Here is a 16,864-nt window from a genome sequence, read left to right as displayed (position 1 = left end):
AAGAACTATTTTTTAGCAAGTTGTTGAAAATACAGCAAATCAAGAAAAATCTATCTCGCATTCCATACCTATGTAGATATATTAATATAGAAGATTTAGCAAGTTAGATTTTCTTGTAAAGTGGTGTTGAAATCCTTTAATATCAAAAATAAAAAAGCAAGTAAGATATTAAATTATATCTACTTGCTTTTTATAAATATACTAATTTTCACTCTGCACCTAATGCCTTAAATACAGCATCTTCTGGGCTTTGGTAAAAAGATGTTTGAAATTTAGCAAATAATTCAGGTGGTACTGTTGGTATATCTACAGCTGATGCCATAGGAAGTAGTATTTTTTTAGCTCCTGCATCAAAGCATACTTGAAGTACATTTGCTAATTCTTCTACTTTATTTACAGTTCCACCAATACTCATTGATCCTAAAATAACCATTTGACTTTGAATAGATCTATTCATTGATCCTGAACATAATGCTATAAATGCAGATAAAGACAATTCACTTGTAAGTCCTATTCCATGAATATCTTGTATATGCATCATAAAATCCTTTGTCTTAACACTTATAGTTCCACTTATATTTTTACTATTTGCCTTAAAATAATTGAATGCTGTAGTAATACTTTCTTTTGCATCTCTATCAGAAGCAAGACCTGTTCTTTCAAATTTACCTGAACCATTTACTACTTCTGTTTCAACTTTATAAGCTCCAATCATTCCTGATTTTCCTCTAGCAACAGTATATATATGGCCAGATTTATTCATACCTTCAGGAATTATCTTAGATCCTCCTTGTTCTGGTACAGAAACAAAGTTTTCTTCTAAATTTTCATTATCTATATAAGAGAATTGAACATCATAAAATTCCATTCCACCAATCTTTTTAAGCTGCTCTTTAACTCTTCTTCTTCCAATCAAAGCGTATTTTAATATTTCTTCTATGTCTTCTTTTGTAAATTCTCCATTTGGATAAATTAATTTTACAAGTCCTGATACAGTTTTTCTAACAGCTATTACATCTCTTTGATTTAAGTTATTTCCTAACTTAAAGTATTTATCTATAGAATCTGAAAATGATCTTTTTCTCATTTCTCTAAAAAATTCTGCTATATAGTCTGTAATAAATCCATATTCATTAGTAAAAAATTCTGGCCTAAACTTAGGAATCTCCCATCCTGGAATATAATAATGCATTCTATCAAAGAAAGCACTATCATAAGCCATGGCAGCTGGAAATGGATCAAATAAATGAGATGTCTTTAATAATACATCTACACTTTGATTTATATTTCCAACAAACACCATAGAAGCTGAAGCATTCTTTTCTTCTCTTCCTCTTGCAAAAGATCCTGATGCCATATAATCTTTCATAATTTGAATTCCATCTTTATCTTTAAAAGTAATACCAGCAACTTCATCAAATGCTACTGTATCCCACATACCAACAAGTCCAATTTTTTTACTAGACATATTATAAAATAGGTTCGCAACAGTAGTTTGTCCACCTGAAACAAGTATTGAATTTGGAGAAATTTCTTTATATATATGAGATTTACCTGTTCCTCTTGGACCAAGCTCACACATATTATAGTTATTCTCAACTAGAGGAATAATACGAGCAAGTAAATGCCACTTTACATTTTCATCAATATTTGCTGGTTCCATACCAACAGATTTTAATAAAACATTTATCCATTCATCTTTAGTAAAACTCTTTCTTCCATTGAAAATTTCTTCTAAATCTAGATTAGGCATTTGTATAGGAGTTAAGCTTGATATATTAAAAGGGCTTACATCTTTTACTTCTTCATCAAAATAGTAATCCATCTTTAATATACACCATATTCCACCAGCTAATAGTTTTTCATAATCCTTTACATGATGAGGTGCTATTTCTACACCTTTTAAACCTAAGTTAGAAAACTCAGCTTCGTATATATCCTTTTTTTCATTAAGTTTTACATTTATTTTATCTATTACTGTATATTGACCCAATTCTCTAATCTTAGATTTTATTTTTTCTGCTTCATCGGGTCTTACAAAATTATCAGCAAGAATATTTTTTACTTTTTCTACTCCCTCATTAATGCTATCCGCATCATCTGTTGCACAATACATTCCAAGTAAGTATTCTAAAACATATACAGGGACATTTGCTCCTTCTTTTATTTTTTTAGTTAAATCTTTACGAACAACTCTTCCCGCAAAAAAATTATTAAGTTTTTCATTTAAACTCATCTCTATATCTATACCTTCCACAATCTCACCTACTTCTCATATTAAAAACCAAAATCATTAGTAATTATTAAGTCAATTATAAATGGAATTTTTTCATATATTTTTTCTACTGTTTCATTTTCATCTTCAAGTATTAAATAATATTTTTTAGTTTTATTATAAGGAATATCTTTTAAAGTAAACTTTTCTTTGAATGTACGCTCATTTGGATCAGATGACCTACTATCAGCTATAATAATATTCTCATTTGAAATTCTATTTCCTTCTTCATCAACAAAATAAGCTTTTAAGTTTAAAGATAGCTTTTTATCTTCTACTTTCTCTGTTTGGAAAAACTCTAAACGTGTAATTCTATTAGTAATCTTTCTTGATATATTTGTAAGTTTTACTTCAACCTTCTTAGCTTTAAACTTATCATCTCTCATATTCTTAAATTTAACAACTGGTATTATAATTTCTTGTAAAGATGTACCCCCGTGTACATAATTAGCTCCTGTACCTTGTACTTTAAATCTATTTTCTCCTCTTGGAACAATTGCTTTTACACCGCTATTTTCACCTAATATATAATCCATAGAGATACTTAGTGTGCCATAAATATTTTCACTATCTTTAGTTAATATAAATCTTTTATTTTCATGTATAGAATTTATTTTTTCTTTAGGTATTTTATCACTTTCATTAAGCTCTGATTTTCTATATATAAAGCCATGGTCAGCTGTTATATAAATATTAGTTGCACTTACATTGTTAACTAGGTTTTTAATAATATTATTTAGATCTTCAAAAGTTTTCTGGGCAGCATCAAAAACTTCATCTTCAGTTGAGCCATGGTCTCCTCTAGCATCTATTTTATTATGATAAATATAAACTAGCTTTTTACCTTCAAATAACTCTTTATATCCATCTCTTTTCATATCTTTTATATCATCATATTGAACTGCAATTGATTCCTTACAATAACTTAAAAGAATTTTTTGTCTATTTTCTGTTCCTTGAGTATTTATTTTATCTACGTAAATATCACCTTTATCATTTATCTCAATTTCTTTATTAGGAAGCAAACTTGCCATGCCAAGCTTTGTATAAGAAGGAATTACCCCCTGCATAAAACTAATTTCTGTAGTTCCTCTTCTTTGTGTACTTAAAATATCACTAAACTCTTTTGCAGCTTCATATCTAAATGCATCTGAAATTATTACAAATACTCTTTCATCCTTATTTATATGCTTTGATATAAATCTGTTATAAAAATCCCTTTGTGATATTAATCCTCTTACATTCCAATCATTTATAAGTTCATCTTCTATCATTCTAGACCACTTAATTGATAATTCATCTAAATACCAATGTGCATATGTATGCTCTACTTTTTCAGATAAACTAATAAAATTATCCTTGTTATCTATTTGATTATAAGCTGTATAGAACTTTCTATAAAACATATCTAATAAATAATAATTAGTAGTATAGTTTTCTATCATTTCATAAGCATTACTACCCTTAATAGTTTTCTCTAGCTCTTTTTCCATACGAAGAATTTCCATGGCATAATATATAGCTTCATATTCTTCTTCGAAATCTTTAAACCAACGAGTAGCTTTTCTATGATTTATTATTTTTCTATATTTTTCAAACTCTCCTACATTTTCAAGAAGATTTTCTATTAATTTTGAAATTATTTCTTCATCAAATATTTTGAATGTATCACAATCAATATAACTTTCTATGTCCAGCTTATTTAAATATTCTTTTATATTAAGTTTTGACTGAATATCATATGATATTTTATCAAAATACTCTTTATCAGTTGCATTGTTCATAAAATGACTCATAAACACTATAGAATTTGCTTCATTTTTAGATATATACTTTTCCCAAGTGCTTGGAATTTTAACTTCTAAATTATAGTTTAGATTAGTTATCATAAACATAATTATAAGATTTTCTAAAGTTTTTTCTTCTAATGTATATCCATATTTATTTTCAGCTAGTTTCCAAACTGAATTTAAATCCCCATGCTTCTCTATATTTTTCAAATATCTATTTTCTTCATTTAATTCTTCTTTAATTAAAGTCTTAACTATTAATTCAAAATCAATTATAGGTAGTTTGCATAAGGCACAAAGAATTGCCATATCTATTTTCTCTTCTGTATAATCTTCTATATTATAAGAAGCAAACTTTTTATATCTTTCTTTATTATTAAAAAACTTCATATACTTTTTAAATACATCTTTAAGAGAAAAGTCTTTAACTCCTAGATTTCTCATTATAACTGTAGTTTTATCTGTAGAAAATTCACTGCTGTATTTTAGTATATCAAGTAAGAAGTTTTCTCTTGGTGATGGCTTTGGTATTGATGAATATATAAGATAATTTGAAGTAGTATCAACTTTTTCAAGTTGATACTTTATAAAAAAGCTGTTATTGTCATTAAGCTTTAGCATTTTTGCATTATCTAAATTTATTTCATCTATTTCCTCTATAAATTCACCATCTTCATCATACCAAAACACTATATTTCTCTTTTTTCCATCAGATAATTCTTTATTTAAATTTTCATTTAGTACTTTTTGTATTTCATTTAGTTCCATTACTTCACCTGCTTCATTAGAATAAAATTTCTCCGTCCCCATTATCATTAAGATAAATCTTTCCATATACCGCATTAGAATTTAGAAAATCAAACTTAACAATTCCATCTTCCCATTGTTTTATCAATCTCATATTTTCTACATTTTTTAAAATAACAGAATTTTCATTTTTAATGTTTGATATTTTTTCTTCTCTAAATGCACTATAAAATTCTATATTCTCAAAACTTTCAATACCTAGTAATCCCGAAATAGCAAGAACATTTGAAACTGCACCTTTAAATTGTTTCAATGATTTTGATAGTGTTCTAATATTTATAGTTTTCTTAAATTCTATTATCTTAACTTTCCATAATCCTTTATCATTTCTTTGAAGTATAATAGCATCCGCACATTTTCTATCCTTTAGATATTCAAATATATACTTATCTGCATTCAAGAAAGCAACAGTATAATCACTTACTTTACATTTAAGTTTTGATTTTCCACTTTTTTCTTTTTCTTCAATTATAAATTCGTCTGAAGATACAACCACCTTATTGCTTAAATTCAACAAATTCAATCTATCATCAAAATTTAGATTAATCATCTTCCCCTTCCTCCAAAGTCATTACTTCATTAGTAAGTTTGTAAATAACTTCATTAAAAGTTGGAGATGGAAAACCAGTTTCGCTTCCTTGCAATTCAATTACTTTTGTTTTATCATTTTCAATATCGAATTCATAAACTCTTATATCATCAACATCTAAGCATTCATTTTCAGTGAATCCAAATTCTTTTAACAATTCCTCTTTATTATTATGAGCATTTAATTTTATTAGATTATTTATTTGTTGAAAAAATGTATCACTATGAGTAGTAAGCCAAACATTAGTGCCTTGATTTATAAGCATTGCTACTACCCTGGCCATAATAATTTGTGCTTTTAAATGCAAATGTGCCTCAGGCTCTTCTATAACTAGTGTCTTAAAATAGCTATTAGCATCACTTAAAAATAATATTAACGGCGTTACTTCTGTTACAAGTGATGAGGTTAAATATAAAGGTAAGTTATCATTTAAATTACTTGGCTTATAATAAATATTCTTTACTGGTGATTCATCCTTTACGATTCTACCTTTAATTAATTCTTTTTCAATAAATTTTACAGCATCAAGATATTCTTTATTTGCATCTACATCTAAATTTACAAACCTATTTAAAAAATTAATAATAGGTGTTGTGAATTTGCTTCTATCACTTTTTTCATTCCCAAAACTACTTCTTACACTTTCTTTAAGCAAAGTTTTATAAGTTAACATAAATCCTGTTCTTGATGCTGGTAAAAATAATGGCTCTTCTACATTAGTTGCAAGTTTCTTATAATCACTAAATAATACGTAGTAACATAGATTAGCCAATATTATATTTTTGTCTTTTTCTACCAAATCAAATATACTCATTTGTCCTTTATTGTATATTCCTTCTAAATGATCTAGATTAACCTTAAAATCTTCGCCCTCAATTAATCTTAAATTTATATTTCCTATTTCTACATATTTATTAAAAATATTTTCACTTAAATCTTCTTTATTTTTATCAAGAATTTCATTAAACCAAGATACTATCATTTGCTTAACATGGTTATCTATAAGCACATCTTTTCTATTATCTAATGAATGTAACCACTTCTCACATTGTTTATATGAAAAAAAGTCAACATCATTACCATCAATTAATAATGTATAACTTTTATTAATCAGTCCCCATAATAAACTCATAAGATAACTTTTACCACTATTATTATCACCTAAAAAAATCATCAAAGGACTTACTTCGATTTCAGCCTTTTGTATTTTACCAAAATCTTCAACATAAAGACTCCATCTTTGCTTCACGTTATCCCTTCTTTCTTATAATAACTTCTAACTCATAATTAGATAGAGTTAGAAGTTATTAATATTTTTACTTATATCTTAGCTAATAAATTAGCTACCTGCTTAGATATCTTCTTAATAGATTATCTTAAAAATTATTATTCAATAGCATAACATGCCCATGAATCTCTTATCTCATCTGCCTCAATAATAATTTTTTCCTTCAATCCGCATTCATCTTCAATTAATCCATCTAAACTTTCATCTGGATATATCTCCAGATCATTTAATTTGCGGATTACTCTCTCCATTGCTACTTCTTCTTCGCTAAAGAATTCACTTCCTCTTATCCTAATAAATCTCCATCCTAACCTCTCTAGAATTGCCTGTCTATTCATATCTTCTTCTAATTTATCTTCTCCATGCCATTGTTCACCATCACATTCAATTGCTACTTTACTATCTTTATAAATTGCCACCATATCTATTCTAAATGAACCAACTTCCCATTGTGGCACTATTTTATATCCTCTTTCGATAAGATATTTCATTACTCTTTTTTCAAACTCAGATTCGGCTTTAATCACATTCTTTTCAAACTCTACTTGTCTTGATTTGTAATTTTTACAGTAATCAATCAATTCTTTTCTAATATCTTTAAGTTTTAAATCATTTTCCGAATCTACAGAGTGAATAAGCCACAGTTGATCTTTCGCACGGCTAACTGCAACATTATATCGTTTTTTATACAAATTATCAGTTCCATATGAAGTTAATCTCATAGGCCCTATACCTTCATTTGCATCAACCATTGATAAGAAAATGATATCTCTCTCATCGCCTTGAAAGTTGGCTGGATTTCCACACAAGATATTTCTATTGCTATACTCAATTGGGTCCATCTTACTTTGCAGCAACCTATCTATCAATGTAGCTTGTTTTTCTCCTTTTAAAGTTATTACTCCAAAGGTTTTACCGTTATATTCTTCATTTTGACAACAAGCTAATATCAATGATACTATGGCTTCAACCTCTTTTTGATTAGTTTTATTTATAACCGTGGCATCCGATATTCTGTATGTTATAATTGCTGGTTTTGTTTTAACCTCACTAGTTTCCCTCAGAGCCTTTATTTGTCCATTATAAGATAGTATATTTGAATACTCTATAATTTCTGGTACACATCTAAAATGTTCCTTTAGCCTAACTGGTTGATATCCTGATGCTTGTGCTAAATCATATATTGAAAATTTACCAGAGTATAAAAAATGATTTGGCATGTCATATAAGTATTCTTTTGTTAGTCTTTCTATATCCTCTGTCTTTTCTCCAATAGCCAATGGACTTACTTGTTCATTATCACCAACTATAATTACTTGTTTAGCTAAATATAAAGCAACTAATGCCATAACATCAGCTTGACTTGCTTCATCAATAATAACTACATCAAACTTATTCTCCTTAGGATTAAAGTTCTCTACAACTTTATTTAATGGCATTATCCAAACTGGAACTGCACTCTGACACTGTGGCATAAGTTTTCTTGCTTCTGCTTTTAATCTTTCAGCATTCTTTCCTTTTCCTGCTCCTATCTTTCTTATTAATTGTCTCCATCCTTCAATTGCTTGTACCTGTTTTTTATTATTATTGAATTCACCCAACTTGCATAGCCATGCTTTATTAAATGCTAACTCTGCTGTATTACTTTTTAATACTTTTTCTAATTCTAATATTCTTTGCTGTAGTTCATCTATAGACATTCTATTTCTATATTTAATTTCTTCTACAAATTGACAATATAGCCAAGCTTCTTTAACATTATTTGGTACATTTCCTTTTGCAAACTCACCTTGTCTTCCTTTTATTTGTTCTGCCCAAGCAGGTGCACTTGCCTCCAGTTTATTTAATAGTTCTCTTCTTCTTTCAATATCTTTACCTAATTCCTTTATTGCTTTTATTGACTCATAGCACTCCTTATATAAAGCTACGTCTTCTTTCATTACAGCTGTTTGTAATTCATTAATTATCTCGCTATTTTGATTTTTAGAATATTCATTAACAATACTTTCTATTTTCTTTTTATTATCGTTTATTTCATTATATTGCACTCTATATATTTGAGCCTCTATAATATCTATTAGATTTTTTCCCAACTCTAACTTTATATATTTAAGGTTGCTGAATTTGTCACTTGAAAGGTCTGGTTTGTTTTTTAGTTTTTCTAAGTTTATACCAAAAGCTTTTAAATCCTTTATTATTGGGTTCCATATTTCTTCATACCAATTTATATTATCTTCAATTATTGAACAGTACTTTTTACATGTTAATTCAAAATTTTCACCCATATTCTCAGCTGCTTCTGCTCCTAAAGTTGCAATTTGTCTATTCCATCTATTTTTCAACTTTTCCCTTGCTATCATTAATTCATGATAACTATTTAATGCTTTAAATTCATTTATATCAGTTGGTATATGGCCATTTACTCTACAAGCATTTATGAAATTCTTTAATGCTTTATTAAAAAATAAATTTATTTTTGTTATCTTTCCTCCATTTTCAAGCTTTTCAATTATTGATTTTAATGATAACTTTATGTCAGTCTTCGGATCTACTCCTACAAATTCTGGATTATAATTTAGTATACTTTCTGAACAATCAAGATATAATTTATATGTTTCCTGTATTTCATTTATTAATGAAATCCAATTATTTTTCAAAACTTCTTCTTTAGCAGACTCAATTGTTTCTAATGTCCATGGCATATCTATATCTATATTTGCTAGCGCTTTAATTATTCTATTATTAATTGAATCTAAATTAGCTATTGAATTTTTTTCTTTTCGCTCACTATCCCAATATTCTAGACCACTTGATAATTTTTCACTACTAAATGTGTTCTTTTTGCTTATTATTTCATTAAATTCAATTGGTGTTATTAGTTCATTTAAATTAGGTAATTGGCTGTCATATTCTTTTTCCTCTTCTAAGCTAACCTTAATATTACTAGTATATAATTCACTAATTTCTTCTTCACTCAATGACAAACTTTTCCCTAAGCTTATAGGAGTAGGCATCCAATTTGCATCATTTTTATACTTGTTAATATACTTTGCTGCATCAATTGGTTTATACTCTTCTCCACCAATAATTATTGGTCTATATTCATTAGTCCTTGCATTTTTCAAATCTATTTTTAGCTTATTTAATTTATCTATGTGTTCTTTCCTTTGTTTTTCTAATATCTCAATTTTTTCTTCTAAATAACTTGGTTCTAGTCTAGCCCTATTTTCATTAATAACATCTAGACTTTTTTCCATTTCACGTCTACTTTCAGTAGTCGAAAGTAGGCTTAAGCATAGTGATTGTAGATCTTCAACTACTTTTTCCTTTAATACTGATAACGCTTTTTCACTATAACTTGTAACTAATATACTCTTACCTTGAGATAATAGATGCCCCACCATATTAGCTATTGTATGAGTTTTTCCTGTGCCTGGAGGTCCTTGAACTAAAACTGCTCCATTTCGCTCTAAGTGCTTTGCTACTGCTAATTGCTCTGCATTAGCTGGTTTTGTTAATAATACATTTTCATCTATTCCATTAGCACTTAAAAAATTATTTTTCTGATCATTGCTTACCTCTTCTTGCGAATTATCATATTCAATACCTGCTATATCCCTTAAAAATCCTGGTATTTCTTCTGCATTACTCAAATCTTCTATTATTGAATCTATAGCTACTCCAAATCCTAGATTTCTTTTTCTAACAAATAATACAGGTCTTCTATAAATTTGAGGATAACTATTTGCTCCTTCATATTGTTGTATTGACTCTAAAAATTTTCCATCTGATGCTAGAGCATGAGAAAGTCTATTTAAAAATGAATTACTTTCTGCAAGTTCATATGGTGTAAATTGACTAGTATCAAATTCCTCATATATGCTTAATAATAGCTCATAATTCAACTCTGTAATATTGCTAAATAAGCTCTTATATAGCTCTGGACCTCTGTCTTCTGATACATTAACCTTAAACTGTGGTATATTAGCATCAAATTCTAAATTTACAGCTTGAAGTAATATTGGATGATTTATTTTTTTATTTCCTAAATAACTTAAAATTCCATCTCCTAAAACCAGTTCCACAGCCTCTGCTTCTTTTTTTAACAGTGAATAAAGTGAATATAAACCATTAAATATTACGTCCGCTTCTCTTGCCTTGCTTTCTTCCTCAACCCACTTTTCTCTTAATTTTTCCCATTTATCAAGAGATACTACTCTATTTTTATCATCTTCAAAATTTATTGTTACTAATTTTTCTATTTTTTTATTAGTATCATCTATTTCGTATTCAATTTTTTCTATTTTTTTCTTCACTACAACTTCTTTACTTATATTGTGCCACTCTTTTTCTAACCAATCTTTAATTTCTTCTGGCGGAGTTGGGCATTCTGTTAACTTCGGTTTATCAATACTAAATAAAGTATCACTATCGTTTTGAAAATTATATATATTGTTTGTTATACTTTCATGTTCTGGAATACTATCCATCCATTTTATCCACTGCTGGTTATTTATATCTGATATTATCGGATTTTTTATATCATTAAATCCTTTTAAAAATTCAAATAGCTTAATAAGCTTCTCTTTCTGCAAATTATCTGTCATCTACCTTACTCCTTCTATCCCTTTTTACTTAATTCTAAATTTCTTCTAATTTTTTAAAACTTTCTTGGACTGATTTATATTTTTCCCAAGATATATTTCTTAACATGTTATCAATAGTTGTAAATACCTTATCTGGATACATAACAGCAAGGGTAGTAGATAACTCGCCTTTTACTCTTAATCTTTCTGTATTCAAATATTTAGTTAAATTAAAATCATTAATGAAAGATTTACATCTATTGATTAACACTTTTTCTTCATCCCCTAGCTCACTTATTGCATCAAGTAAAAATGTTTCTAATGCTCCTTTTTTATCAAAAGGAATAATTAAAGTTAAACATTTTACACTCATTTCATCATCAAATTCATTCTTATATATTCCATCTATCCATTCATTATTTTTAAGATTTAAAAAGCATTCTTTATCAGAAAAACTCTTATCTAAATCATTTGAAATATCCTCATCATTTTCAAAATTATCTCTATCTCTTAAAATAATAATTTTGTTAAAAACATCTTCTTCATTAGCTATTTTATTAATATCAATAATTTTTGAAATAGCATAATCAAAATTATCTTTTCCACCTACTGCCCAAATTGATAATAAATCATCATTTAACTTATACCAATTAACTTCTTCTGTATCTTTATTTCTAACAGGAATATTTAATTTTTTCTTATTATCCCTATGATAGTTCCACCCTTTTACTTTTCCTAGATAATAGCTTAAAATTATAGCGTCTGTTTTTCCCTCACAAAGTAAAATACTTCTCATCATCTCAACTCCAGATTATATTCTTCTCTGCTTTTGTAAACTTCGAAGCCATCTAATATTCTTACTTTTATATCTGAATTTTCATTTTTCTTTAGAGTAATAACTCTTAAAGATTCTTTTAAACTATCGCTATCATCTATACTTTCAATAATTGCATCTACAACTTCTATACTGTGTGAAGTCATAAATACTTGAACATTAAACTTTTTACATACTTTTATAAACCATCTAAATATTTCTACCAAAGCACTATAATGAATTCCTGTTTCGACTTCATCTATTAATAGTACTCCATCTTTAGCTTGAACCACAGCTGATGCCATTAGTAATACTTTTCTAAGTCCGTCTCCATAAGTAGATAATGGCATTAACCCCTTATATTGGTTCTGAATATATGTAACTATTTTTTCTTTTTCTCCTATCATTTCAAGCCCTATGATATCTTTATCAAAAACTCTTATTATATTTATTAGTTCTTCTTTATTACCAGATTTTATAACATTATTAGTTAAATCTTTTAGCATATAATCAAAAGATGAAATATGAACTATATTAGTAGTCTTAAAGCTATCTTTAGGATTTATTTTTAAAGCTTTAGTATTTTCATCTATAGATATTTTTTTATCTTTATTATTAAATTTTAAAATTCCTTCAAATGCAGTTGTTACATAATGCGGATCTTCCAATACTTCAACTTCTTCTCCAAAAATTCTAAAATCTATTTTTTTATTTTTTATCAATGCATTTATATCAATTTTCATTTCTTGATTATCATTGTTTTTATTGAATGTATTAATAAAACTTGAATAATAACTTAACTTACTACTTCCAAAAGTATCTCTTTTGGAAGTAGCTTTTATATAATTTCCTATTTCACTAGGATATTCTAATACACTAATAGCTTCTAATATAGAAGTTTTACCACTGTTGTTTTTTCCAAGAAGTATATTAATATTTGCTAAGTTTTCAAGTTTCAAATTTTGTATACCTCTAAAAGAATTAATATTTAACTTTTGAATGTGAGTCAACTTTTTCACCTCTAATATTTTTAGATTTTGGCTAATAAATTAGCTTTTTTATCTTTCTTATTTTCTCCTTGAGAAATCACTATCTCTTGGAATTTAGCATAATTCACATTAACTCCATCATCTAAATCTATTTCTGCTTTCTGATCTGCAACATGTGCAATAACCTCATCATATGCTACACACTCAATCATTTGCTTACTTATCTTATCTTTCTTTTTCTTAGCAGCACTTTTTTCTCTAGCTGAAACCTCTGAATCTATAGTAATATCTAGTCTATTCATTTCTGAATCGTATTTCTTTTGAAGTTCATGTAGATAATCCGTTCTTACTCTTGCAACAGTTGATGAATCATATCTGTGCATATATACAAGTGCCTTAAATCCATCTTGCTTACCACTATCAAACATCCAATATATAGGCTTTTTCTTATATGTTTTTAAATGGTCTTTATAGAAATCTTTTAAGAAGTATCTTCTTATAGCTTGTCTTGATGTTTCACTTGATTTCTTATTTAGTTTATCTGCTATATAATCAAGATTTTCCTCTATTGTTTCTTCTCCAAATGTTATTTTTACAAACTCTATAAATCTACCAACTATATCATCCTCAAAGTACGAATCATCTGTTATAGGTATTACATTATCTTCATCTACTTTAAATGTTTCGTATCTATCTTTATCAAACTCTCCACCAGCAAATACAAGTCCTTCTTCATCAAGTGAATATCTTCCGAACATACATCCTACTACGTAAGATATAAATGACTTTATATCCCTTACTTCATCTGCTTTATTTATTGTTACATCTTTATCTTCAACTTCTGGAGTAAGTTCTTCTTGAAGTCCGTATATGTCAATGAATATTCTGTTTAGTTCTTCTTCGTTATGTTTTAATTGTTTAAATTGATTATCTGCAAATTCTGACCAATTATTAAATGATTGTTCTATTGTATTTGCACCTTGCTTGTATGTAAGTAGTGGATGCTTTTTAAAATCCCATGATGTTTCAAATGAATCCCAGTCTTCTTTAGATAAATTTATACACTTTGCTCCTATGCAGTCGATATTTTCTTTTATATTTTCATTTACTATTGTTGGTATATTTCCTACTGCTCCAACTGTAAAACTCAATGTAGGTGCTAATACTTTTAAAAATTCCATAGAAACTTTTGAATTTAATAAACTTATAAAATAGTATATATTTTTATCAGAAGGGAATATCGATCTTCCCATACTATTAAATGTGAATCCTTTTCCAAAATATCTACAACTAAAATTTCCTGAGCTTATTCCTGCATATGTTATCCCTGAATTAAAAAAATAATCTAAATTTCTTAAACTAGATCTTAATTTACCTTTATCATCTCTAAAATTTCTAATTTCATATCCATCATTCATCCAATCTACTACATAATCGTTGTTTCCATACCATTTTCTATAACTTCCACCTTTATTATGCGGAAACCATCTATATCCATTTACTTCACTTTCTTTCCTACTATTAGTATTATAACCAATCTTTTTTATTGATACCTCATGCCATATTTTTAAGAATCTATCATTATTTCCTGTATTTATGCCTTCTTTCACAGGACTTTCATCTATTAATTTTTTACAATCTATAAACTTTTTTATCATAGCATCAGATAGTGTGTACGCATATACATAATCAGGCATATATTTAAAATTTTTCTGATTATATATATATTGAATTTTAGTTGGTAAATTTATTTTTATTTCATTTTCTTCTCTATCTTCATTAATAATACTTTTAGAAGTATCTACTTGGTAATTATTAAAATCAAACTTAAAATATATATTTTTCTTTGAATATAAAAATATTTGTTCTATATCATTCATATCAATATATTGGAAAGTTCTATTAAATAATTTGAAATATCTACCTTTATAATTATTTTCAACCTTATTTCTTAATGTAAATGCCGAAGATCCAAAATCTATACCAAATATTCCTCTTCCCATATGTAGCATACTTTGAATTGATGTATTTTTTACAACATATTCCCTTAATATTTTAAACGAATTAGAATTTAACCATGTAGGTTGAGTTATCAAAGATAAAAATCCATTTTTAGAGGTATATTCTTTTGCTACTTTAATAAATACTGAAAATAAATCTATATCATATTTTTTATATTTTTTATCAGCAAAACTTGCTAATTTATTCGACATACCTTTTTTTCCCATATACGGCGGATTCATTATACAAATATTATATTTTTCACTCATTATTCTTCCCTGCTTTATAAGAGCAGGTAACTTTTCAATTATCTCATTCTTATAACCTGTTTCAAATAAATTTTCATTATAACTTTCTCTTATCTCCTCAAGCCTATTAGCAATACCATCAAAATTAACCTTCTCCACATTAAGTATTGACCCATATTCCTTAGCATCTTCAAATACATCTACAAGATATGTAGTATCTTCTTTTAACTTTTCATTATTATTTGCAAAGTAATTTATAGCTTCTTTTGATATTCCATTACTTTCACTAATTGAGCAAATATTTAAATCTATACATTTCCTAAATATTCTTCTGTTCTTACTTCTGGCTTTCATCATTAATGCAAAGTATGCAAGTTGCCCTGCTCTATCGTCTATATCAAGTCCATATAAGTTTTTCTCAAGTATTAAAGCTGGTATTTCTCTTTCACTGTATCCCGCACTTGAGTAAATATCATAAAGTACATCAAAAGCATAAACTAATATATGACCACTTCCCATGGCAGGGTCAAGTACCTTTATATCCTCAGGGCTTAAATCTTTATTTATTATTTTTTCTAACTGTTCCTTAACTTCTGGCTCTTGCTCTGCTTCTTCTAAGTAGTATTTCCAGCTTTCTTTAAGTTCTTCATTTGGATGAGATTCTAGCCATAGTCTTCCCAGTGAGTTTTCAACCATATATTTTACTATCCATTTTGGTGTAAATAGTTGAGTTGCTGCTGGTATATTTTCTTTAGTTATCTTTTTATTTTTCTTAAGTCCTGCAAATACTTCATCTTTCTTTTCTGATATATAGTATTGATATAGCCAGCCTATTATCTCAACTTCTTCTTTGAAATCATCTTCTTCTATACCGTCTACTAAATCTCTTATTATTGAGTTTTCTGCTAGTAGGTTATCAGGAAGTAAAAGTTCAGTATAGTCTGCTATTTCTTCAAACATATAAGGCATTATTTTACCTAGTTCATTGCACTGTTTAACTAATAAATATCTGTATAAATCATGGGTTTCATTGTTATCTAAAAGTCTATATATTATTTCTTTATCTACATCTAAGTCTATATTTTCAGCTTCAGTTATAATGTCGGGTTCAGTTTTGTTATCCTCTATTGAGGATAACACTCTGACACCACTTGGAAGGTATTCATTTACTTCCATAAATCTAAGGGCAATGAATCTATTAAACCAAGTATAAGAGACTTCTTCTATTACTTGCTCTATTCCCTTTTCACTTATTATTCTTATAAGTTGTTCTCTCTGCTTTATCTCATGCTTTTTGAATATTTTGCTGTTTTCTCTATCTTTAACTCTAAATCCACCTTCAAATGTTTCTATTTCTTTTGTTTCTTCTTTAGTTATTCCCAGTTCATAAGCTTTTTGTGTTATATTATCTATTAGCTTTGTTCTTGCATTTATTGCAAAGTTTTTGATAGCTGACTTATTCATAATTTTACCCCCT

At 27.5% G+C, this 16,864-nt stretch carries 8 protein-coding genes; all 8 read right to left on the bottom strand.

The window, feature by feature from the left end; genetic code table 11:
- Positions 1-208 precede the first annotated feature (208 nt).
- Positions 209-2,257 carry a protease Lon-related BREX system protein BrxL gene (gene brxL, locus Tmeso_RS13205; protein ID WP_330400359.1) on the bottom strand — a complete coding sequence of 683 codons (2,049 nt, stop codon included), beginning with the start codon at positions 2,255-2,257 and terminating at the stop codon, positions 209-211.
- A gap of 20 nt (positions 2,258-2,277) precedes the next feature.
- Positions 2,278-4,899 carry a BREX-1 system phosphatase PglZ type A gene (pglZ, locus tag Tmeso_RS13200; protein WP_242967930.1) on the bottom strand — a complete coding sequence of 874 codons (2,622 nt, stop codon included), beginning with the start codon at positions 4,897-4,899 and terminating at the stop codon, positions 2,278-2,280.
- On the bottom strand, positions 4,850-5,422 hold the full coding sequence (locus Tmeso_RS13195) for a hypothetical protein (protein ID WP_099191964.1): 573 nt from the start codon (positions 5,420-5,422) through the stop codon (positions 4,850-4,852). Before Tmeso_RS13195 ends, pglZ begins: the two co-directional genes overlap by 50 nt.
- The gene (locus Tmeso_RS13190) at positions 5,415-6,710 is read right to left on the bottom strand and encodes an AAA family ATPase (RefSeq protein WP_099191962.1); all 1,296 of its coding nucleotides are present in this window, start codon (positions 6,708-6,710) and stop codon (positions 5,415-5,417) included. The genes Tmeso_RS13195 and Tmeso_RS13190 overlap by 8 nt, the downstream gene beginning before the upstream one ends.
- 137 nt (positions 6,711-6,847) lie before the next feature.
- Complete coding sequence (locus Tmeso_RS13185; protein WP_099191960.1) at positions 6,848-11,356, bottom strand: AAA domain-containing protein; 4,509 nt, start codon at positions 11,354-11,356, stop codon at positions 6,848-6,850.
- Positions 11,357-11,390: 34 nt separating this feature from the next.
- Positions 11,391-12,131: a DUF3226 domain-containing protein gene (locus Tmeso_RS13180; RefSeq protein ID WP_099191958.1), complete on the bottom strand. Its 741-nt coding sequence runs from the start codon at positions 12,129-12,131 to the stop codon at positions 11,391-11,393.
- Positions 12,131-13,168, bottom strand: coding sequence for an AAA family ATPase (locus Tmeso_RS13175; RefSeq protein ID WP_278281470.1), 1,038 nt, complete (start codon positions 13,166-13,168; stop codon positions 12,131-12,133). The genes Tmeso_RS13180 and Tmeso_RS13175 overlap by 1 nt, the downstream gene beginning before the upstream one ends.
- Positions 13,169-13,179: 11 nt before the next feature.
- The gene (pglX, locus tag Tmeso_RS13170) at positions 13,180-16,851 is read right to left on the bottom strand and encodes a BREX-1 system adenine-specific DNA-methyltransferase PglX (protein ID WP_099191954.1); all 3,672 of its coding nucleotides are present in this window, start codon (positions 16,849-16,851) and stop codon (positions 13,180-13,182) included.
- Positions 16,852-16,864: the final 13 nt, after the last annotated feature.

This window comes from Tepidibacter mesophilus (assembly GCF_002724055.1).
Taxonomy (GTDB): domain Bacteria; phylum Bacillota; class Clostridia; order Peptostreptococcales; family Peptostreptococcaceae; genus Tepidibacter_A; species Tepidibacter_A mesophilus.
The sequence above is the reverse complement of the archived record's forward strand: the minus strand, read 5'-3'. Positions and strand labels throughout refer to the sequence as shown.

Bases quoted from the DNA above. Each gene is read 5' to 3' on its own strand.
- Tmeso_RS13195 (WP_099191964.1), bottom strand. From the start codon at position 5,422: ATGATTAATCTAAATTTTGATGATAGATTGAATTTGTTGAATTTAAGC.
- Tmeso_RS13180 (WP_099191958.1), bottom strand. From the start codon at position 12,131: ATGAGAAGTATTTTACTTTGTGAGGGAAAAACAGACGCTATAATTTTA.
- pglZ (WP_242967930.1), bottom strand. From the start codon at position 4,899: ATGGAAAGATTTATCTTAATGATAATGGGGACGGAGAAATTTTATTCT.
- pglX (WP_099191954.1), bottom strand. From the start codon at position 16,851: ATGAATAAGTCAGCTATCAAAAACTTTGCAATAAATGCAAGAACAAAG.
- Tmeso_RS13185 (WP_099191960.1), bottom strand. From the start codon at position 11,356: ATGACAGATAATTTGCAGAAAGAGAAGCTTATTAAGCTATTTGAATTT.